This is a genomic window from Ramlibacter sp. MMS24-I3-19 (genome assembly GCF_050320135.1).
Taxonomy (GTDB): domain Bacteria; phylum Pseudomonadota; class Gammaproteobacteria; order Burkholderiales; family Burkholderiaceae_C; genus Ramlibacter.
The window spans coordinates 275,017-295,044 of record NZ_CP190017.1; the positions used below are offsets into that span (position 1 = coordinate 275,017).

Annotated in this window: 17 protein-coding genes; 13 read left to right on the forward strand and 4 right to left on the reverse strand. The window is 69.8% G+C overall.

All coding sequences use genetic code 11. The features are described from left to right. Positions 1–135: 135 nt before the first annotated feature. From xdhA to ACPWT1_RS01390, 3 genes are all read left to right on the forward strand, one after another. Positions 136–1,587, forward strand: coding sequence for a xanthine dehydrogenase small subunit (xdhA, locus tag ACPWT1_RS01380; protein WP_427913653.1), 1,452 nt, complete (start codon positions 136–138; stop codon positions 1,585–1,587). Next, complete coding sequence (gene xdhB, locus ACPWT1_RS01385; protein WP_427913654.1) at positions 1,584–3,977, forward strand: xanthine dehydrogenase molybdopterin binding subunit; 2,394 nt, start codon at positions 1,584–1,586, stop codon at positions 3,975–3,977. The genes xdhA and xdhB overlap by 4 nt, the downstream gene beginning before the upstream one ends. A 71-nt stretch (positions 3,978–4,048) precedes the next feature. Further along, positions 4,049–4,420, forward strand: coding sequence for a hypothetical protein (locus ACPWT1_RS01390; protein WP_427913655.1), 372 nt, complete (start codon positions 4,049–4,051; stop codon positions 4,418–4,420). Positions 4,421–4,468: 48 nt separating this feature from the next. Here ACPWT1_RS01390 and ACPWT1_RS01395 read toward each other — a convergent pair whose 3' ends face one another. Beyond that, entirely contained in the window at positions 4,469–4,669 is a 201-nt protein-coding gene (locus tag ACPWT1_RS01395) for a hypothetical protein (RefSeq protein WP_427913656.1), read from the reverse strand. A gap of 214 nt (positions 4,670–4,883) precedes the next feature. On the opposite strand from ACPWT1_RS01395, the gene ACPWT1_RS01400 reads away from it, so the two are divergent. Next, the gene (locus tag ACPWT1_RS01400; RefSeq protein ID WP_427913657.1) at positions 4,884–5,870 is read left to right on the forward strand and encodes an NADPH:quinone reductase; all 987 of its coding nucleotides are present in this window, start codon (positions 4,884–4,886) and stop codon (positions 5,868–5,870) included. Between the two features lie 13 nt (positions 5,871–5,883). On the opposite strand, the gene ACPWT1_RS01405 is transcribed toward ACPWT1_RS01400, so the two are convergent. From ACPWT1_RS01405 to ACPWT1_RS01415, 3 genes are all read right to left on the reverse strand, one after another. Next, a complete protein-coding gene (locus ACPWT1_RS01405; protein ID WP_427913658.1) occupies positions 5,884–6,168 on the reverse strand; it encodes a hypothetical protein in 285 nt (94 codons plus the stop codon). 362 nt (positions 6,169–6,530) lie between these two features. Next, positions 6,531–7,673, reverse strand: a complete 1,143-nt coding sequence (locus ACPWT1_RS01410) for an alpha/beta hydrolase (protein WP_427913659.1) — start codon at positions 7,671–7,673, stop codon at positions 6,531–6,533. 36 nt (positions 7,674–7,709) lie between these two features. Further along, positions 7,710–8,624, reverse strand: coding sequence for a LysR family transcriptional regulator (locus tag ACPWT1_RS01415; protein ID WP_427913660.1), 915 nt, complete (start codon positions 8,622–8,624; stop codon positions 7,710–7,712). Positions 8,625–8,663: 39 nt separating this feature from the next. Here ACPWT1_RS01415 and ACPWT1_RS01420 point away from each other — a divergent pair, with 39 nt between their 5' ends. From ACPWT1_RS01420 to rsgA, 9 genes are all read left to right on the forward strand, one after another. Continuing rightward, positions 8,664–10,382: an MFS transporter gene (locus tag ACPWT1_RS01420; RefSeq protein ID WP_427913661.1), complete on the forward strand. Its 1,719-nt coding sequence runs from the start codon at positions 8,664–8,666 to the stop codon at positions 10,380–10,382. Between the two features lie 66 nt (positions 10,383–10,448). After that, positions 10,449–12,602, forward strand: a complete 2,154-nt coding sequence (locus tag ACPWT1_RS01425) for a thiamine pyrophosphate-dependent enzyme (RefSeq protein WP_427913662.1) — start codon at positions 10,449–10,451, stop codon at positions 12,600–12,602. Position 12,603: 1 nt separating this feature from the next. Then, complete coding sequence (locus ACPWT1_RS01430) at positions 12,604–14,277, forward strand: indolepyruvate oxidoreductase subunit beta family protein (RefSeq protein WP_427913663.1); 1,674 nt, start codon at positions 12,604–12,606, stop codon at positions 14,275–14,277. Positions 14,278–14,307: 30 nt separating this feature from the next. After that, positions 14,308–15,336 (forward strand): TRAP transporter substrate-binding protein, encoded by a 1,029-nt coding sequence (locus tag ACPWT1_RS01435; RefSeq protein ID WP_427913664.1) that lies wholly within the window; start codon positions 14,308–14,310, stop codon positions 15,334–15,336. 67 nt (positions 15,337–15,403) lie between these two features. After that, positions 15,404–15,922: a TRAP transporter small permease gene (locus ACPWT1_RS01440; RefSeq protein ID WP_427913665.1), complete on the forward strand. Its 519-nt coding sequence runs from the start codon at positions 15,404–15,406 to the stop codon at positions 15,920–15,922. Between the two features lie 89 nt (positions 15,923–16,011). Beyond that, positions 16,012–17,313: a TRAP transporter large permease gene (locus tag ACPWT1_RS01445; RefSeq protein ID WP_427913666.1), complete on the forward strand. Its 1,302-nt coding sequence runs from the start codon at positions 16,012–16,014 to the stop codon at positions 17,311–17,313. Further along, a complete protein-coding gene (locus tag ACPWT1_RS01450) occupies positions 17,310–17,723 on the forward strand; it encodes an acyl-CoA thioesterase (protein ID WP_427915623.1) in 414 nt (137 codons plus the stop codon). Before ACPWT1_RS01445 ends, ACPWT1_RS01450 begins: the two co-directional genes overlap by 4 nt. 149 nt (positions 17,724–17,872) lie before the next feature. Continuing rightward, positions 17,873–18,685 (forward strand): class I SAM-dependent methyltransferase, encoded by an 813-nt coding sequence (locus tag ACPWT1_RS01455; RefSeq protein WP_427913667.1) that lies wholly within the window; start codon positions 17,873–17,875, stop codon positions 18,683–18,685. Positions 18,686–18,952: 267 nt separating this feature from the next. After that, on the forward strand, positions 18,953–20,017 hold the full coding sequence (rsgA, locus tag ACPWT1_RS01460) for a ribosome small subunit-dependent GTPase A (protein ID WP_427913668.1): 1,065 nt from the start codon (positions 18,953–18,955) through the stop codon (positions 20,015–20,017). Positions 20,018–20,028 lie beyond the last annotated feature (11 nt).

The window sequence follows — 20,028 nt, forward strand, 5'->3', positions numbered from 1 at the left end:
CAACGTCGTGGCGCCGGAGGGGCCGGGGCTGGCGAAAAGCTGACGATCTCTCATACTTGGCTTCGGCCTTGCGAGTCCGGCGCGACAGCGCGCTTGCGCGCGCTACCCTGTGGCCAGACGCTGATTCCTGTTTTCATGGACACCAAGACGATTCGATTCATCCGCCGGGGCGAGCTGGTGGCGCTGGGCAATGTACCACCCGACCGCACCCTGCTCGAGGTGCTGCGCGAGGACCTGGGCGCCACCGGAACCAAGGAAGGTTGCGGCGAGGGCGACTGCGGCGCCTGCACGGTGGTGCTGGGCGAAGCCATCGATGGCCGGTTGCGCTACCGGACCGTCAACAGCTGCATCCGGCTCGCGCATTCGGTCGATGGCCTGGCTGTCTGGACCGTCGAGGACCTGGCCGGTGCCGATGGCGCACTGCACCCCGCGCAGGAAGCCATGGTGCGCTGCCACGGATCGCAGTGCGGGTTCTGCACGCCCGGCTTCGTCATGAGCCTCTTCGGCATGTACCAGAACCACGTCTGCAAGGGCGAGTCCATCACGCGCGCGCTCGCGCAGGAGGAGCTCTCGGGCAACCTGTGCCGCTGCACCGGGTACCGGCCGATCCTGGAGGCGGCGCAGCAGATGGCGTCATTGCCGCGAGTCACGGTGGATGAAGCCGCGCTGGTGGCGAAGCTGCAGGACCTGGCGCCGTCGCACGATGAGCGCTACCTTGCGCCGACGACGCTCGACGCGCTGCTCGCGGCGCGGGCAGCCCATCCGCAGGCCCAAATCGTGGCAGGCTGCACCGACGTCGGCCTGTGGGTCACCAAGCTGCACCGCCAGTTTGCGCAGGTGCTCGATGTCACGCGGGCGCGCGAGCTGCGGCAGGTCGAGGACTATCCCAACCACATCGCGATCGGCGCCGCCGTGTCGTTGACCGACGCGTATGCCGCGCTGGTGACCCAGCGCCCCGTGCTGAAAACCTTCGCCGATCGCTTCGCCGGATTGCCCGTGCGCAATGCCGGCACGCTGGGCGGCAACGTCGCCAACGGCTCGCCCATCGGTGACTCGATGCCGCTGCTGGTCGCGCTGGACGCGCGGCTGGTGCTGATGTCGCAGGGCGGCCATCGGCACCTGGCGCTCGAGGACTTCTACACGGGCTACCGGAAGAACGTGCTGGCCGCCGACGAACTGGTGGCCTGGATCCTGGTGCCCAAGCCCCGCCAGGGCGAGTTCCTGCGGGCCTACAAGATCTCCAAGCGCTTCGATGACGACATCTCCGCCGTGTGCCTCGTGATCCGGCTCGAGCTGGAGGACGGGCACGTCGCGCGCATCGGCATCGGCGCTGGCGGCGTGGCCGCCACGCCCGTGCGTGCCGCGCGGACCGAAGCGTTCCTGGCCGGCAAGCGCTGGAGCGAAGACGCGGTGCGCCAGGCCATCGACGTCCTGCGCGGCGAGTTCCAGCCGATCTCGGACATGCGCGCGTCGTCCTCCTACCGCAGCCAGGTGCTGGGCAACCTGCTGCAGCGGTTCTGGCTCGAGAGCCAGGGGCACGAGCACATCAACCTGGAACGGTTCGCCCTCGAGGAGGCATCCGCATGAACGCGCGCGAGGGCGAATTCACATCGGCCACCGGCGGCGGGCCCGCGGGCGCAGCCGATGCCGGTGAACGCAACCTGGCGCCGGCCACGCGCTCGCCGCATGCGCCGGCGTCGCCCGCACCGGCCATGGGGCAGGCGCGCCCGCACGAAAGCGCGCGCGCCCAGGTCGCAGGCACCGCGACCTACATCGACGACATGCCCGAGCTGCGCGGGACGCTGCACGCCGCGCCGATCCTGTCCACGGTCGCCCACGGCACGCTGCGCGGCGTCGACACGCGCGCGGCGCTCGCGATGCCCGGCGTGCGCGGCGTGCTGCTGGCGGCCGACATTCCCGGCGATCCGGTGCTCGCCACCTTCGTGCACGACGAGCCGATCTTCGCCCGCGACACAGTGGCGCATGTCGGCCAGGTGATCGGCCTGGTCGTCGCGGACACCGTGATGCAGGCGCGCAGGGCCGCGCGGCAGGTGCAGTGCGACATCGCGCCGCTGCCGGCGGTTCTCGATGTCCGCCAGGCCCACGCGCAGCAAAGCTACGTGCTGCCGCCGGTGGTCGTGCGCCGCGGCGAGCCCGAGGCCGCCCTGGCGCGCGCGCCACGTCGCCTGTCCGGCCAGTTCGAAGTCGGCGGCCAGGAGCACTTCTACCTGGAAGGCCAGGTCGCCTACGCGATCCCGCTGGAGCAGGGCCAGTGGCACATCCACTCGAGCACGCAGCATCCGGGCGAGGTGCAGCACTGGGTGGCGCATGCGCTGGGCCTGGAGAACAACGCAGTGACGGTCGAGTGCCGGCGCATGGGCGGTGGCTTCGGCGGCAAGGAGACGCAGGCCGGCCACATGGCCGTGTGGGCTGCGCTCGCCGCGCGCAAGCTGCAATGCCCGGTGAAGCTGCGGCTGGACCGCGACGACGATTTCATGGTCACCGGCAAGCGGCATCCGTTCGCCTACGACTGGGACGCCGGCTTCGACGACGACGGACGCCTGTGCGGGCTGAAGGTGACGATGCTCGCCAACTGCGGCTTCTCGGCCGACCTGTCCGGGCCGGTGGCCGACCGCGCGATCTTCCACACCGACAACGCCTACTTTCTCGGCGACGTCGAGATCGCCTCGTACCGCTGCAAGTCCAACACCCAGAGCCACACGGCGTTCCGCGGTTTCGGCGGGCCGCAGGGCGTGATCCTGATCGAGGCCATCCTGGGGGACATCGCGCGCCACCTGAACGTCGATCCGCTGCAGGTGCGCAAGGCCAACCTCTACGGCGTGGACGACCGCAACGTCACCCACTACCAGATGAAGGTCGAGGACAACATCCTGCACCCGCTGATCGCGCAGCTGGAGCAGTCGTCGCGCTACCGCGAACGACGCGAGGAGATCGCGGCCTGGAACGCGAACAGCCCGGTCATCAAGCGCGGGCTCGCGATCACGCCCATCAAGTTCGGCATCAGCTTCACCGCCACGTTCTTCAACCAGGCGGGCGCGCTGGTGCACGTGTTCACCGACGGCAGCGTGCAGGTCAACCACGGCGGCACGGAGATGGGCCAGGGGCTGCACACCAAGATCATGCAGGTGGTGGCCGACGAGCTGGGCGTGCCGTTCGAGCGCGTGCGCTGCACCGCGACCGAGACCGGCAAGGTGCCCAACGCATCGGCGACGGCCGCGTCCAGCGGCACCGACCTCAACGGCCGGGCGGCGCAGTTCGCGGCGCGCAACGTGCGCGACAACCTCTCGGCCTTCGTCGCCGGCCTCGATGGCTGCGGCGCCGGCGCGGTGTCGTTCCGCTGCGGCCAGGTGATCTCGCCGAAACAGACGCGCAGCTTCGACGAGGTGGTCAAGGCCGCGTACGCCAACCGCATCCAGCTGTGGAGCGACGGCTTCTACCGCACGCCCAAGATCCACTACGACAAGGTCACGCTCACCGGCCGCCCCTTCTTCTACTTCAGCTACGGTGCCGCGTGCAGCGAAGTCGCCATCGACACGCTCACCGGCGAGAACCGGCTGCTGAAGGTGGACATCCTGCACGACGTGGGCACCTCGCTGAACCCGGCCATCGACATCGGCCAGATCGAAGGCGGCTTCATCCAGGGCGTCGGCTGGCTCACCACCGAGCAGCTGGTGTGGACCGACAGGGGCGTGCTCGCCACGCACGCGCCCAGCACGTACAAGATCCCGGCGACCGGCGACGTGCCCGACCACTTCAGGATCCAGCTCTGGCACGAGGGCAACCGCGAGGACAACGTCGGCGGCAGCAAGGCCGTCGGCGAGCCGCCGTTCATGCTGGCGATCAGCGCCTGGGAAGCGCTGCGCGATGCGATCGCGGCCAGCCGTTGCGATGGTCGCGCGCCGCTGATCGCACCGGCGACCGCGGAGAACGTGCTGCGGGCGTTGGTCGCGGACTGAAGACCACTCGCTTCACCGCTTTCCGTCGCACCGCCATGCACGCCGGGCCTTCCACCGGCAGAATGCCGGCCATGCGCGTGCTCGCCACTCCACTGCTCTTCTGGGCCGACGGCATGACCGTTGCACCCAGCCTGGTCGTGGTGCATCCGCGCGTGCGCGGCGATGCCGGGCTGCTGGCGCACGAGGCGGTGCATGCGCGGCAGATGCGCGAGGTCGGGCTGCTGCGGTTCTGGTGGTGGTACTTCACCTGCCCGGCATTCCGCCTGTGGTCGGAAATCGAGGCGTACCGGGTGTCGCTGCTCTACCAGCCGTCAGCGGCGCGGCACTTCGCCCGCATGATCGCCGACGGGTACCTGCTGGCGGTCAGCGCGCACACGGCCGAACGCCTGCTGCGCGGCGGCACCGGGAAGACAGCGGACGGCGGCCCGGTCCGTCGGCACTAGCAAAACAGCCCGGCGTTGCCGGGCTGTCGCGTTGTGACCGCTGTGCAGTCAGTTGAAGTACAGCACCAGGCCAGTGGCAAAGCCCCACAGCAGGATCGAGACGCCGCCTCCGAGCCAGAACATCCGGCTCACCAGCAACCCGGGACCGTCGCCCGCAGGCTCCAGAACGTCGCTCGGCCAGGTGCCGCCGTCGATGCGCACCAGGGCCGGCTGGAAGGCAGCGGTGGGAGAGAAGGGGTCGCGATGCATGGTGGTGTCCCGCGTTCGTCTGGGAACCATCGTGCGCATCCGTGCGGCCCGGTTGTGTAGGAGCAGTGCCGGTCGCGTCCCCGGACATCGTCGCGTGGGACATGGGGTCGCCTCCGATGCAAGAATGGGGCATGCCCTCGCTTCCCACCTTCGATGAGTTCCGGCGCGACGCCGTGGACCGGGTCACGCGGCGCAACTGATCCGGGGCACGACCATGCTTGCCGCTTTCTACGAACGCCCGGGCCCGGCCCGTGAAGTCCTGCAGCTGGGCGAGTTGCCCGATCCGCAGCCCCGCCCCGCGGAAGTGCGGGTGCGGATGCGCTGGTCCGGCGTCAATCCGTCCGACGTGAAGTCGCGCGCGGGCTCGCGCGGTCCCACCCTGCCCTTCCCACGGATCGTGCCGCACAGCGACGGCATGGGCGAGATCGATGCGGTCGGCGCCGGCGTGCCGACAGGCCGCATCGGCGAGCGCGTCTGGCTCTGGAATGCAGCCTGGGGACGCGCCGATGGCACCGCGGCCCAGTTCACCTGCCTGCCCGCGACGCAGGCCCTGCGACTGCCGGACGGAGTGCCCGACGAAGCGGGCGCGTGCTTCGGCATCCCGGCACTCACCGCGCTGCATGCGGTGCTCACCGACGGCGGCGTGGCCGGCCAGCGGGTGCTGGTCGCCGCGGGGGCCGGTGCGGTCGGGCACTACGCGGTGCAGTTCGCACGCTTGCTGGGCGCGCGCCAGGTCCTCGCCACGGCCAGCACCCCCGCCAAGCAGGCGCTGGCCAGGGACGCCGGCGCGGACGTGGTGGTCGATTACCGGCAGCCAGGCGCGGCCGACCAGCTGCGTGAGGCCACGCAGGGCCAGGGCGTGGATCGCATCGTGGAGATGGACATCGCCGCCAACGCCGCGCTCGACCTGGCCGTGATGCGGCCAGGCGCGACGTGGGCGGTCTACGGCAGCGGCGCGCGCGAGTTCCAGCTGCCGTTCTTCCCGCTGATCGCGCAGGAGGCGCTGCTGCGGTTCTTCATCGTGTACCACCTGCGGCCGGCCGATCGCGCGCGCGCCGAGGGGCTGCTGCACGACTTCCTGATGCGCGGCGTCCTGCGGCACAACATCGCCCAGCGCGTGCCGCTGCGCGACATCGTGCGCGCACACGAGCTCGTGGAATCCGGACAGGCCGGCGGGAACGTGGTGGTGCAGGTCGACTGACCTGCGCCGGGGATCAGTAGGGTGCGTCCAGGTCGCGCGGCGGCCGCAGCGCCGAGCCCATCGCCCACACGCCCCAGCAGACCATCGTCGTCGCCAGCGCGTAACCGGCAGGCCCTTCCGGCACCCACCAGGTCGGCAGGCCGGGGTAGCGATCGGCCAGCAGCACGGTGGGGTCGTCGCGCAGCTGCGCCAGCAGCGCCAGCAGCAGCGCAACCGTGCCGCTGAAGAAACTCGCCAGGCCACCCTGCACCATCCGGCGTGGCGTCGGAGCCAGCCATTGCGTCATCGTCTCGAGCATGGCGCCATGGTGCCTGCGCAAGGATGAGCCGGCTCGCCCATGCGCGATCGAGCCGGTGTGAAAGCTCCGCTGCGTGCGAACGCGACAGGCGTGATGCGCCGGCGAGACAACGGACCGCGCCCGAGCGCCTTCCGTCTTGGCGGCCTGCGTGCTCAACCGTATTCTTCAGGCCCATGCGAGCGGCCGAGCACGGGAACTTCGAGGACAGCGATTTCGACTGGGACGTCGTGGGTGGGCGCGGCGCCCCCGCCGCGACCCCGCCGACCCGGTGATGGGACGGCTTGCATGGGCCGTGCTGGTGCTGCTGTCGTTCGGCCCGCCCCTGGGATTCGCCCTCGCCGCCGTCTGGCGGTGACGGACCTCTAGAGCGCCAGCATCCAGGCCGCCATCTCGTCGGCCACCTGCTGCACCAGCTGCGGCTGGCCCGCCAGGTAGTGGTTGCCGCCCTGCACGTCGATGTTGCGGATGCGCCGGCCGCCCGCGGCGAGCCATGCATCGCGCGTGCTCGGGAACGTCGACTGGTCGGCCGTGTACGTGTGCAGCAGCACCGGCACCGAGGTCTTCGCCAGGTTCGACGGACCATCGGCCCGGCTGAGGGGCGACCACTGGGACAGGAAGGCGGTGAGCGACGTGATCCGGCCCATCTGGCTGGCCGCGTAGTTCACCGACTTCGCGCCCTGCGCGCCGACGCCCCAGACGCTGCCGACCGCCCGGTCGTTGGGATCGAGCCCGAGATCCAGGAAGCGCGGGTCGGCATGCGTGCGGTGGATGACGAACACCTGGTCGCGTGGCGCGCCCGGGACATCCAGCCGCCGCAGCAAGGACAGCCTGGCCAGCACCCACTGGTCGATGCGCTGCAGGCGGTTCTGCTGCGCGGCCCGGAACTTCGCCAGGAACTCCGGCGAGTACGGCGGCCCATTGCGGGGGTCGTACATGTCGACGTCGAAATTGGCCGCGAGCGGATCGTCCTCGTCGAACACCGACGGATCGATCCAGTGCCGCATCAGGAACGAGCGGCCCTCGTGCGCGGCACACAGCGCGAGGCCCTGCACCGGCGGCAGGTCCTGCGGCGACAGCTGCGCCGGGTCGCCATCGAGCATGCGGTCGATCGTCAGGCGCTCGGCCTGCGCCTGGTAGAACGCCGCCAGCGCGGCGCCGCCCGAGTTGCCGATCAGCACGACCTTGTCGTAGCCCTGCGCGCGCAGGAACTGCACGCCCGCGCCCAGGTCCTGGATCACGCGCTCCATCAGCAGCAGCGTGTCGTTGCCCGCGTAGCGCGAGTTCAGGCCCATGCAGGCGACGCCCCGCTCGGCCAGCGGCGCGATCAGGTAATGCCCCATGAAGTTGCTCGTGGGATGCATCACGATGGCAGCCACGCGCTTCGGGCCGGCGGGCTGCGCCCACGCGCCGTAGATGCGCGGCCGCAGCATCTGCAGCCCGGACTGGCTTTCCAGGGCGGCGCCGGGCTTGACGTCGATGGCGGCGAGTTGGAGCTGGGGAGGCATCGCGCAGAGTGTGCCAGCAGGCAGCCCCGCGGCGCTTCAGCGCTTGGGCGGATGCAGCGAGGCGATCAGCGCGCGCAGCCAGGCATTGCCCGGGTCTACCTCGAAGCGCCGGCTCCAGTGCAACGAGACCACGAACTCGCGTCCGGCCACGGGTGGCTCGACGATGGCGTACCCACCCTCGGCCATGAAGCCTTCGGCGATGTTGCGCGGCATGACCACCGCCAGGTCGGTGGCGCGCACGATCGCCGGCAGCACCATGAAGTGCTCGGTGGTCAGCCGCAGCCGGTCCTCGACGTGCAGGCGCTGCAGGATGCGCAGCGTGTCGCCGTGGGTGCGCACGTTGACGTAGTCCAGTTCGCGCATCGCCTGCCGCAGCTGTGCCGCGGTGCGGCGCTTGCGCGTGAACGGATGCCCGGCGCGCAGCAGCACGATGTAGCGGTCGCGCAGCAGCTCGACGCGCCGGGTTTCGCGCACCATGGGCAGGAAGCCGAACGCGAAGTCGATGCGCCCGCTGTCCAGCGCGTCGGTGATCTCGTCGCGCGGCAGTGGCAGCGTCTCGAGGCGGACACCCGGCGCCTGCTCGCGCAGGGCCACCATCAGCTCGGGGAGGAAGCGGCCCTCGCCGATGTCGCTCATGTGGATGCGGAACGTGCGACGCGACTGCAGCGGGTCGAACCCGGCCGACTCGCCCAGCGCCTGCTCCAGCGTGGCCAGCGCCGCGCGCACCGGGTCGGCCAGCCGCTGCGCCCTGGGCGTGGGCTGCACGCCGCCGGCCGCGCGCATGAACAGCGGGTCGTGCAGCACCGCGCGCAGGCGGGTCAGGCCCTGGCTGGCCGCCGGCTGCGTCAGGTCCAGCAGCTGCGCGGCGCGGCTCACGTTGCGCGTGCGGTAGACCGCGTCGAACAGCCGCAGCAGGTTGAGGTCGATGTCCTTGAGATGCACTGCATGCATGGTAATGGGCAGCCTCATCCGCAACGCTTACCATCGGGCATGCGCCTCCCGAACCTGCTCGCCTCGCGCCGCGGCCGCCTCACGGCCTTCTTCCTGCTCTACATCACCGAGGGCATCCCGCTGGGCTTCGCGGCCACGGCCGTGGCCACCCAGCTGCGGCGCCAGGGCGTCGGCCCGGCGGAGATCGGCGCCTTCGTCGGCTCGTTCTACCTGCCGTGGGCATTCAAGTGGGCGTTCGGCCCCTTCGTGGACGTGTTCCGGTCGCAGCGCTTCGGCCACCGGCGCGGCTGGATCCTGCTGACCCAGCTCGTTATGATCCTGACGCTGGTGTCGCTGGTGGCAGTCCCGCTGCCGCAGGGCCTGTGGCTGTTCACCGCGATCCTGCTGGTGCACAACACCTTCGGTGCCATCCAGGACGTGGCGATCGATTCTTTGGCGGTGAACACGCTGTCGGAGGACGAACGCGGCCTCGCCAACGGCCTCATGTTCGCCGGCGCCGCGGTGGGCCAGGCGGTCGGTGGCAGCGGCGTGCTGCTCATGGTTGCGTACACCGGCTTTGCGCCCAGCTTCTTCTTCGTGGCCGGCGCGATCGCCGTGGTCACCCTCTTCGTGGTGCTGCCGCTGAAGGAGCCGATGGTGCTGGAGGGCGCCGCGGCGGTCGCGCACAGCGCGCGTGACGCCTGGCGCGCCGCCGGCCGCGAGATGAAGCAGTTCGCGGTGGACTCGTTCCGTTCCTTCGTCGGCACCCGCGGTGCCCTCAACGGCGTGTTCTTCGCGCTGCTGCCCGCTGGCGCCATGTCGCTGGGCCTCGCGCTGCAGACGAACCTCGCGGTGGAACTGGGCATGCCCGACGACGAGGTCGGCGCGCTGAACCTCTGGACCTCGATCATCTCCGCGGGTGCGATGGTGGTCGGCGGCTGGCTGTCGGACAAGCTGGGACGCCGGCCCACGCTGTTCGTGTACCTCGTCACCATGAGCCTGCCGGTGCTGTACCTGATGTGGGTGCTGCAGCAGCACGGCTACGTCATGCCGCGCGCGCCCGGCGGCACGCCGATGCCGGAGCTGGTGCGCGCGCTGTGGCACGCGTCACTGGCCTATGCCGTGTTCCAGGGCCTGATGTACGGCACCCGCTCGGCGATCATGATGGACATCACCAACCCGCGCGTGGCCGCCACCCAGTTCACCGCCTACATGGCCATGATGAACCTGGCCATCGCCATCGCGGCGCAATGGCAGGGCATCGCGGTCGAGGCGTGGGGCTATCCGGTCACCCTGCTCGTCGATGCCATCACCGGTCCGCTGTGCGTGCTGCTGCTGCCCTCGATGAAGCGCCAGCTGGTGTTCAGCGATGCACTGGCCGCGCGCCGCTCGCGCAACTGCGCGATCGCCCTGGGCGTGTGCTGCCTGGCCTGGCTGCCGTACTGGGCCGACCACCAGGCATTCGGCCGCGCCCAGCCGATCATGGCCGTGTTCTTCACCCTGGTGTTCATCGCCTCGGCGCTGTTCCTGCTGGCGGGCCGCGAGGTGCTGGCCGATGCCGCGGGCGCATGGCGCCGCGCGGCCCTGTGGATCGCCCCGCTGCTGTTCGCGATGTACGCCCGCAACTGGCTCGACAAGCTGTCGGGGGTGCCGCCGCTGTACCTCGCTGCCCAGGCACTGACGTTCCTGGTGCCGGCGGCCGCCGGCCTGGTGCTGCTGGCGCTGGCCAGCCGGGATTGGGCCGCCTCGGGCGACATGCAACCCGCGCATACCACTTAGTCGGCTCATTGCATTGATGGATGAGACGTCCCGGGCCACACTGCGGCGCTGTCCCGGAGGCCCGACGTGGAAGTTTCATTCAGCAAGGAGATCGCCTCGCTGCGCCTGAAGCGCGGCGAGACGTTCCACGGCGAGGGCATCCTCGCCATCACCAAGGCGCTGCTGCAGTCCGGCGTGTCGTACGTCGGCGGCTACCAGGGGGCGCCGGTGTCGCACCTGCTGGACGTGATGGTGCAGGCCAAGCCCCTGATGGACGAGCTGGGCGTGCACGTCGAGGCCTGCTCGAACGAGGCCTCCGCGGCCGCGATGCTGGGCGCGTCCATCCACTATCCGCTGCGCGGCGCCGTAACGTGGAAGTCGATCGTCGGCACCAACGTCGCATCGGACGCGCTGTCCAACCTGTCCTCGCCGGGCGTCAAGGGCGGCGCCCTGATCGTGGTGGGCGAGGACTATGGCGAAGGCGCCTCGGTGATCCAGGAGCGCACCCATGCCTATGCGCTGAAGTCCACCATGTGCCTGCTCGATCCGCGCCCGCACCTGCCGCAGATGGTGCGGATGGTGGAGCACGGCTTTCGGCTCTCCGAAGCATCGAACATGCCGGCGATCCTGGAGCTGCGGATCCGCGCCTGTCACGTGCGCGGCAGCTTCGAGGCGAGCGACAACGTGCCGCCCGCGATCTCCACACGCGAGCTGATGGAGAACCCGGCCACGTTCGACTACATGCGGCTGGCGCACCCGCCCGTCACCTTCCGCCACGAGAAGCTCAAGGCGGAGGAACGCATTCCGGCCGCGCGGCGCTACATCGTCGAGAACGGGCTCAATGAGCTGATGCCCGGCAAGCACGCCGACCTGGGCATCATCGTGCAGGGCGGCATGCACAACGGCCTGGTGCGCGCACTGCAGCAGCTGGGAATGGCCGACGCCTTTGGCAACGCCGACATTCCGCTGCTGGTCCTCAACGTCACCTATCCGCTGGTGCCCGAGCAGGTTGCGGACTTCTGCGTCGGCAAGCGCGGCGTGCTGGTGGTCGAGGAAGGCCAGCCCGAATACATCGAGCAGGAGATCGCCACCCACCTGCGCCGGCGCGACATCCAGACCCGGTTGCATGGCAAGGACCTGCTGCCCATGGGCGGCGAGTACAGCGTCGAGGTGCTGTCGCAGGGGCTGGTGCAATTCGCCGCGGCCTACCTGCCGGGGTCGGCGACGGAGCAGGCGCGCCGCTGGCTCGACGCCAACCGCGAGCGCCGCGCCGCCGTGGCCGCCGCGCTGGACAAGCCGCTGCCCAATCGGCCGCCCAGCTTCTGCGTCGGCTGCCCCGAGCGGCCGGTGTTCTCCGCGCTGAAGCTCGCGCAGCAGCAGATGGGACCGGTGCACGTGGCCGCCGACATCGGCTGCCACGCGTTCGGCACCTTCGAGCCGTTCTCGATGGGCCACTCGATCCTGGGCTACGGCATGTCGCTGGCCAGCCGCGCCGGCGTGTCGCCGATGATGCAGCGGCGCACGCTGGCCATCATGGGCGACGGCGGCTTCTGGCACAACGGCCTGCTCACCGGCGTGCAGAGCGCCCTGTTCAACGGTGACGACGCCGTGCTGCTGATCTTCAAGAACGGCTACACCTCGGCCACCGGCACGCAGGAGATCATCTCCACGCCGGAGGAAGACCAGAAGTTCGCCAGCGGCGACAAGGCCAGGTCGCTGGTGCACACCAACCAGACCATCGAGTCGACGCTGCAGGGACTGGGCGTGAAGTGGATGCGCACCGTGCACACCTACGAGGTGGAGGCGATGCGGCGCACGCTCATCGAGGCCTTCACCAGCGACTTCGATGGCCTGAAGGTGATCGTCGCCGAGGGCGAATGCCAGCTGGAACGCCAGCGCCGCATCAAGCCCTGGATCGCTTCGCTGCTCAAGACCGGCAAGCGCGTGGTGCGCGTGAAGTACGGCGTCGACGAGGACGTGTGCAACGGCGACCACGCCTGCATCCGCCTCTCCGGCTGCCCGACGCTCACGCTCAAGGACAACCCGGATCCGCTGAAGGTCGATCCCGTCGCCACTGTCGTGGACGGCTGCGTCGGCTGCGGCCTGTGCGGCGAGAACGCGCATGCGGCGACGCTGTGCCCCAGCTTCTACCGCGCCGAAGTCGTGCAGAACCCGCGCTGGCACGAGCGCCTGCTGCACGGCCTGCGCTCCGCGGTCGTGCGCGCCCTGCAACCCGCCTGACATGAACACGTCCTCCCCCATCACATTGCTCGTGTGCGCCCTCGGCGGCGAAGGCGGCGGCGTGCTCACCGAATGGCTGGTCGAGACCGCGCGGCGTGCCGGTCATGCGGCGCAGGCCACGTCGATTCCGGGCGTGGCCCAGCGCACCGGCGCCACGACGTACTACCTCGAGGTGTTCCCGGTTCCGCTGGCGCAATTGCAGGGGCGGCAGCCGGTGTTCAGCCTCAGTCCGGTTCCCGGTGCGCTGGATGCATTGGTGTCGTCGGAGTTGCTCGAGACGGCGCGACAGATCGGCAACGGCCTGGTCTCGCCCGATCGCACGCTGGTGCTGTCGTCGACCGCGCGACTGCTCACCACGCAGGAGCGCATGCAGCTCGCCGACGGCCGCGCCGACGCGGCGGACCTGGCGAAACTGGTGCAGTCCTTCAGCCGCGAGCACCAGCTGTTCGACATGAACGCGGTCGCCAAGGAGTGCGGCACGGTGGTCAGCGCCGTGCTGCTCGGCGGCATCGCAGGCAGCGGCCTGCTGCCGTTCGAGCGTCGCTTCTTCGAGGAGGCTGTGCGCGGCGGCGTGCCGCACGAGAAGGCGAACGCGTCGGCGCAGGCCAGCCTGCGTGGATTCGCGAAGGCGTTCGAGATCGTCAGCGGGCGCAAGGTGCAGGCGCAGTTCGTGCAACAGGTGCTGGGCCCCGCAGCACGTCATCCCGGGCTCGACCGGGGATCCAGCAGCAGCGGTCATGCTGGCACCGTCACTGGATTGCGGGTCGAGCCCGCAATGACGGTCGATCTGCCGGGGCCCATGCGCGAATTCTTCACCCTCGGCTACCAGCGGCTCGTCGAGTACCAGGACCGCGCCTATGCCGACCTCTACGCGCAGCGCGTGCAGTCCGTTCTGCAGGCCGAGCGCGAGGCCGACCCGCCGGGCGCGCACGGCTTCGGCACGACGCGCGAGACTGCCCGCTGGCTCGCGCTGTGGATGGCCTTCGACGACATCGTCCGCGTGGCCGACCTCAAGAGCCGCGCAAGCCGCTGGGAGCGCGTGCAGGGCGAAGTGAAATCGACCGACGCGGATCTGCTGAAGGTCTACGACCACTTCAAGCCCGGCGTCCCCGAGTTCGCCGCGCTGCTGCCGTCCTCGCTCGCCGAGCGGCTGCGGGCCTGGGATCGGCGCCGCATCGCCGCCGGCAAGGACGCCTGGGCCCTGCCGCTCAAGATCGGCACGCACACGGTCGGCGGCATGCTGGCCTTGCGCACGCTCGCCGGCTTGCGCTGGCTGCGCGTGCGCGGCAGCCGCTTCGCGTTCGAGCAGCAGATGATGCAGCGCTGGCTCGACGGCATCGTGCAGGGCACGCGCCGCGACTGGACGCTGGGGCACGAGATCGCCGCCTGCGGCCGCCTGATCAAGGGCTACGGCGCGACCAACGAACGCGGCAAGGACAACCTGCTGCACGTGCTGGACCACCTCGCGGGATTGCCCGATGCGACAGCTGCCGCACAGGCGGTCGCCGCCGCGCGCGCCGCGGCCCTGGCCGACGATGCGGGCCAGGCGCTCGACGCCACGCTGGTGCGCCACGGCGCGCCGCCACGCCCCGTGAAAGCCCAGCCGATCCGCTTCGTGCGGCGCCCGCGCCCCCGGGAAAGCGCGGATGAGGCCAAGGCCGGTACCGTTATATAAAGAAACGAACACACGACAGGAGACAAGCCCATGCGCAAGACCTTCCTTCCGATCGCGGCCACCATCGCCGCCACGCTGGCCTTCGCCGGTGGCGCGGCCACGGCGCAGGACAAGCCCGTGCAGCTCAAGCTCTCCAGCTGGGTGCCGGCGCAGCATCCTCTGAACCCGGCGCTGCAGGCCTGGGCCGAGGACATCAAGAAGGCGTCGAACGGCACGATCACCGCCACCCTGTTCCCGTCGGAGCAGCTTGGCAAGGCGTTCGACCACTACGACATGGCGCGCGACGGGATCTCCGACTTCTCGTACGTCAACCCCGGCTATCAACCGGGCCGCTTCCCCGTCATGGCGGGCGCGTCGCTGCCCTTCCTGTTCGCCAATGGCAAGAGCGGCAGCGCCGCCATCGACGCCTGGTACCGCCAGTACGCGGCCCAGGAGATGAAGGACGTCAAGTTCTGCTTCGCCTTCGTGCACGACCCGGGCACGTTCCACGCGCGCAAGAAGATCACCGTGCCGGGCGACATCAAGGGCATGAAGATCCGCCCGGCCACCAGCACCATCGGCCAGATGGTCACGTCCCTCGGCGGCACCAACGTGCAGGCTTCCGCACCGGAGGCGCGCGACATGCTGGAGCGCGGCGTGGCCGACGCCCTCACGTTCCCCTGGGGCTCGGTCGTGCTGTTCGGCATCGACAAGGTGGTCAAGTACCACATGGACGCGCCGCTGTACGTCACGCCCTTCGTGTGGGTGATGAACAAGGACAAGTACAACGGCATGTCCACCGCGCAGAAGAAGGTGATCGACGACCACTGCACCACCGAGTGGGCCGAGAAGGTCGCCGCCCCGTGGGCCGACTTCGAGTACGGCGGCCACGCCAAGATCGCGGCCGAGAGCGGCCACGAGATCTACAAGCTCACGCCCGACCAGCTCAAGGCCTGGCACGAGGCCATGGCGCCGGTGGAGAACCAGTGGGCCGAGAGCGTGAAGAAGGCGGGCCAGGATCCGAAGAAGGTGATGGAAGGCCTGAAGGCGAGCCTGGTCAAGTACAAGGCCGCGCAATAACCCGCGTCCCTCTCCCGGGCCGCGCCTGCCGCACGGCAGGGCGGCCCTTGCCTTCCCTGGGGACGCCATGAAGAAACAGAACTTCGCGGACCGCTTCATCAGCACGATCGAGTGGCTGGCGGCCATCTTCGTGGGGCTGGTGGCCCTCAACATCTTCGTGAACGTGCTGCTGCGCAGGTTCTTCAGCACCTCGATCCCGGACTACTACGACTTCGGCCGGCTGCTGCTGGGCATCCTGATCTTCTGGGGCATCGCGGCCACCAGCTATCGCGGCGGCCACATCACCGTCGACCTGGTGTGGGCCGCCGCGAACCGCACCTGGAAGCGCAACATCGACGTGTTCGCAACCCTGGTGCTGCTGTTCGTGGTTGCCGTGCAGACCTACACGCTGTTCGACAAGGTGCAGACCACCTTCACCGACAACATCCAGACCGCGGACCTCAACATCCCCACCTGGCCGTTCTCGCTCGTCGCCTGGATCGGCGACGTCTGCGCCGTGCTGCTGATCGCGGTGCGCACGTTCCGCCTGGTGTTCAAGCCGCAGTCGCTGCACGACGAGCACTTCGAGCAGAAGTCGGTGGAGTAAGAGATGTCGACCCCCACGCTTTCCATTTCGTGTGATGCGCTGCCCCCGAAGGGGCGCCAGCCACCTCGAGCCGGCTCGGCGGAGGCTGAATGAGCAACGACCTCATCGCCCTCGTCGGCTTCGTCGCCCTCTTCGCGCTGATGCTGCTGCGGGTGCCCGTGGGCATGGCCATGGGCCTGGTGGGCATCACCGGCTACGGCGTGATCAACGGCTTCGGGCCGGCCCTCAAGCTGGTGGGCCAGACGTCGATGCGCACCGTCACCGACTACACCTTCGGCGTGATCCCGATGTTCATGCTGATGGGCGCGTTGGTCTCGGTGTCGGGTGTCAGCCGCGAGTTGTTCAAGGCGGCCAATTCGATGATCGGCCACCTGCGCGGTGGCCTCGGCGTGGCCACGGTGCTGGCCTGCGGCGGCTTCGCGGCGATCTGCGGCTCGTCGGTCGCGACGGCTGCGACGTTCGCCGGCGTGGCCTACCCTGAGATGCGCCGCTTCGGCTATCCGCAGTCGTTCTCCACCGGCGTCATCGCGGCGGGCGGCACGCTGGGCGCGATGCTGCCGCCGTCCACCGTGCTGGCGGTCTACGCCATCCTCACGCAGCAGGACATCGGGAAGCTGTTCATGGCCGGCGTGATCCCCGGCCTGTTCGCGATGCTGCTGTACGTGGTCACCATCAGCATCATCGTGCGCGTGCGCCCGGACTGGCTGCCGCGCGGCGAGGCCAAGCCGTGGCGCGAACGCCTGGTCGACCTGAAGAACGTGTGGGCGCCGCTGGTGCTCTTCATCTTCGTGATCGGCGGCCTGTACGGCGGATTCTTCACGCCCACCGAGGCGGGCGGCGTGGGCGCGAGCGGCGCCTTCATCCTCGGCCTGGTGCGCGGCAAGCTCGATCGCGCCAAGATCAAGGAAGCCCTGCTCTCCGCAACGCGCACCGCCGCCGCGGTGTTCACGGTGCTGATCGGTGCGCTGATGTTCGGCTACTTCCTCACCATCACGCAGGTGCCGCAGAAGCTCACCGGCTTCCTCACCAGCCTGGGCGTGGGGCACTATGGCGTGCTGGCCCTGATCATGGTCATGTACCTGGTGCTGGGCTGCCTGATGGACGCGATGGCGATGATCATCCTCACCGTGCCCATCATCTTCCCGGTGATCACGCAGCTCGGCTTCGACCCGATCTGGTTCGGCGTGATCATCGTGATGACGGTGGAACTGGGCCTGATCCATCCTCCGGTGGGCATGAACGTGTTCGTGATCAAGAGCGTGGTGCAGGACGTGAGCTTCACCACGATCTTCAAGGGCGTGCTGCCGTTCGTGGCCACCGACATCGTGCGGCTCGTCATCCTGATCAGCTTTCCGATCATCGCCCTGTGGCTGCCGGCGAGGATGGCATGACGCGCGAGGTGGTCTATCCGGTGCGGGTCGAGTTCGGCGACTGCGACCCCGCAGGCATCGTCTGGTTCCCGAACTTCTTCCGCTGGATCGACGCCGCGTCGCGCCATTTCTTCATCGCCTGCGGCGTGCCCCCATGGGCGGAGACGACCACCACGCTGGGCGTCATCGGCACGCCGCTGGTGGACACGCACGCCAGCTTCCGCCGGACGGCCACCTACGGCGACGCGCTGGAGATCCACACCAGCATCTCCGAATGGCGCGCCAAGAGCTTCGTGCAACGCTACCGCGTGCAGCGCGGCGCCGACCTGCTGATGGAGTGCGAGGAAGTGCGCATCTTCGCCGGCAAGCGCGCCGATGGCAGCATGTTCGCCCATCCGGTGCCGCCCTCGATCCGCGCGCTCTGCGAGTAGCCCGCGGCGCCCGCCGTTGCGCGGGCAAGCAGCGCTTACAACTGCCCGCTTGAACACTGCCGCGGCTGCGGCTATGACTGAGGCCGGCCGCGCGCGGCAGGAGCGCACGCGCATCGGCTTCCATGCCAGCGCGCTCGCAAGGAGCAAGCATGAATGCGAACAAGGCCTTGTGGGAAAAGGGGGACTTCACGCGCATTGCGGCCACCATGCGCGAGAGCGGCGAAGCGCTGGTGCGTTCCGTCGGCGTGGGCCGCGGCGACCGCGTGCTGGACCTGGGCTGCGGCGACGGCACCACCGCGCTGGCCGAGGCGAGGCTGGGCGCCGACGTGTTGGGCGTCGACATCTCCAGCCCGCTGGTCAAGGCGGCCAGGCAGCGTGCGGACGAGGCGGGCCTCTCCAACATCCGCTTCCAGGAGGGCGACGCCTGCGATCTGGCCGGCCTGGAGAACGGCACCTTCGACCTGGTGGTGAGCATGTTCGGCGCGATGTTCGCGCCCAGGCCGCTGGACGTCGCGCGGGAGATGGTGCGCGTCACGCGCAAGGGTGGCCGCATCGTGATGGGCAACTGGATCCCGAACGACCCGACGATGGTGGCGCAGCTGCTGAAGATCAGCTCCTCGTATTCACCGCCGCCGCCGGAAGGCTTCGTCAGCCCGATGCTGTGGGGCGTGGAAGCCACCGTCACCGAGCGGTTCGGCGCGGCCGGCATCGCGCCTGCGCAGATCTCGTGCCTGCGCGACACCTACACCTTCGACTTCGCCGGCACGAGCGCGCAGTTCGTCGAAGTCTTCCGCCGCTACTACGGGCCGACGATGAATGCCTTCGAGGCCGCCGAGAAGAGCGGGCGTGCCGAGGCGCTGCGCCAGGAGCTGGAGCAGCTCTTCGCCAGCCACAACAAGAGTCCGGACCACAACCACACGACCATCCCCGCGACGTTCCTGCGCGTCACCGTGCAGGTGTGATGCGCAGGCGCGCGCAAATTGACCCGCCCGGCGCGCGGTGGCACACTGCGCGTCCCTTCAACCACCACAGGAGCACAGCCATGGACCACAAAGACCTTGCCCGCCTCCTGTCGGCCGCCTGACCCCAGCGTCCACGCCCGCGTTCGTGCGGGCGCCTTGATTCGCCGCGGTTCCGCGGCCGACCTTCGAACCCAAGTGCCGCATGCATCCGCATGCGGCTTGCGTGCGCCTGTCCGCGCACTCGAACGTCATGAATCACGCACCCACATGCATCTCGACATCGACCTCCTGCGCGGCATCGGCCTGTCGCAGGCCGTGCTGGCCCAACTGGGCCAGTCACTCACCACCCCCGACGGCACGCGGCTGATGCGCGTCGTCGAGACGCAGCGCGACCGCCATGCGCTGCACGACGGCCGCGACGAGCATGTCGCGCGCCTCCTGCCCGCGGCGCACCAGGCGCTGCAGGCGCGCGAGGACCAGCTCACCGTGGGTGACTGGGTCCTGGCCGGCCCCGACGCGCATGGCGACGTCTGGATCGGCACACGGCTGGACCCGGTCACGCAGATCGCGCGCCGGGCCAACGACGGCCGGCGCCAGCCGCTGGCCAGCAACGTCGACACGGCGCTGCTGGTCATGGGGCTGGATGCCGACTTCAACCCGCGCCGCATGGAACGCACCATCGCGATGGTGCGCGCCGCGGGCGTCGCGCCGGTGGCCGTGCTGAGCAAGGTGGACCTGGGCGGCTTCGCGCGCGAACGCGTGGCGCAGCTGCGCGAGCGCCTGCCCAAGGATGTCCCCATCGTCGCAGTCGACGGCACGCAGTCGGCCGCGCGACTGGAGGTGCAGCCCTGGCTGGCCACCGGCCAGACGCTGGTGCTGCTCGGCTCCTCCGGCGCGGGCAAATCGACGCTGACCAACACGCTGCTGCAGGGCGACGTGCAGCGCACCGGCGGCGTGCGGCTGGGCGATGGACGCGGGCGGCACACCACCACCGCGCGATCGCTGCACCTGTGCGCCGGCGGAGCCTGCATCATCGACACGCCGGGGCTGCGCACGTGGCGCCCGGACGCCGATGGCCACGCGCTGGCCGCCACCTTCGACGACGTGCAGGCGCTCGCGCGCGGGTGCCGCTACCGCGACTGCAGGCACGAGGGCGAACCCGGATGCGCGGTGCGCGAGCACGTGGCCGAGGACCGGCTGCGCAACTACCAGAAGCTGCTGCGCGATGCCGACCGCGGCGAGCGCACGCCGCTGCAGCGGATCGCGCTGCGGCGCAAGTGGAAGGCGCTGGGCAAGGCGGGGACGCAGCGGCTGCGCGACAAGGGGCGCTGAGCGCGGCCCCG

Bases quoted from the DNA above. Each gene is read 5' to 3' on its own strand.
- xdhA (WP_427913653.1), top strand. From the start codon at position 136: ATGGACACCAAGACGATTCGATTCATCCGCCGGGGCGAGCTGGTGGCG.
- xdhB (WP_427913654.1), top strand. From the start codon at position 1,584: ATGAACGCGCGCGAGGGCGAATTCACATCGGCCACCGGCGGCGGGCCC.
- ACPWT1_RS01390 (WP_427913655.1), top strand. From the start codon at position 4,049: ATGCGCGTGCTCGCCACTCCACTGCTCTTCTGGGCCGACGGCATGACC.
- ACPWT1_RS01395 (WP_427913656.1), bottom strand. From the start codon at position 4,669: ATGCATCGCGACCCCTTCTCTCCCACCGCTGCCTTCCAGCCGGCCCTG.
- ACPWT1_RS01400 (WP_427913657.1), top strand. From the start codon at position 4,884: ATGCTTGCCGCTTTCTACGAACGCCCGGGCCCGGCCCGTGAAGTCCTG.
- ACPWT1_RS01405 (WP_427913658.1), bottom strand. From the start codon at position 6,168: ATGCTCGAGACGATGACGCAATGGCTGGCTCCGACGCCACGCCGGATG.
- ACPWT1_RS01410 (WP_427913659.1), bottom strand. From the start codon at position 7,673: ATGCCTCCCCAGCTCCAACTCGCCGCCATCGACGTCAAGCCCGGCGCC.
- ACPWT1_RS01415 (WP_427913660.1), bottom strand. From the start codon at position 8,624: ATGCATGCAGTGCATCTCAAGGACATCGACCTCAACCTGCTGCGGCTG.
- ACPWT1_RS01420 (WP_427913661.1), top strand. From the start codon at position 8,664: ATGCGCCTCCCGAACCTGCTCGCCTCGCGCCGCGGCCGCCTCACGGCC.
- ACPWT1_RS01430 (WP_427913663.1), top strand. From the start codon at position 12,604: ATGAACACGTCCTCCCCCATCACATTGCTCGTGTGCGCCCTCGGCGGC.
- ACPWT1_RS01435 (WP_427913664.1), top strand. From the start codon at position 14,308: ATGCGCAAGACCTTCCTTCCGATCGCGGCCACCATCGCCGCCACGCTG.
- ACPWT1_RS01440 (WP_427913665.1), top strand. From the start codon at position 15,404: ATGAAGAAACAGAACTTCGCGGACCGCTTCATCAGCACGATCGAGTGG.
- ACPWT1_RS01445 (WP_427913666.1), top strand. From the start codon at position 16,012: ATGAGCAACGACCTCATCGCCCTCGTCGGCTTCGTCGCCCTCTTCGCG.
- ACPWT1_RS01450 (WP_427915623.1), top strand. From the start codon at position 17,310: ATGACGCGCGAGGTGGTCTATCCGGTGCGGGTCGAGTTCGGCGACTGC.
- ACPWT1_RS01455 (WP_427913667.1), top strand. From the start codon at position 17,873: ATGAATGCGAACAAGGCCTTGTGGGAAAAGGGGGACTTCACGCGCATT.
- rsgA (WP_427913668.1), top strand. From the start codon at position 18,953: ATGCATCTCGACATCGACCTCCTGCGCGGCATCGGCCTGTCGCAGGCC.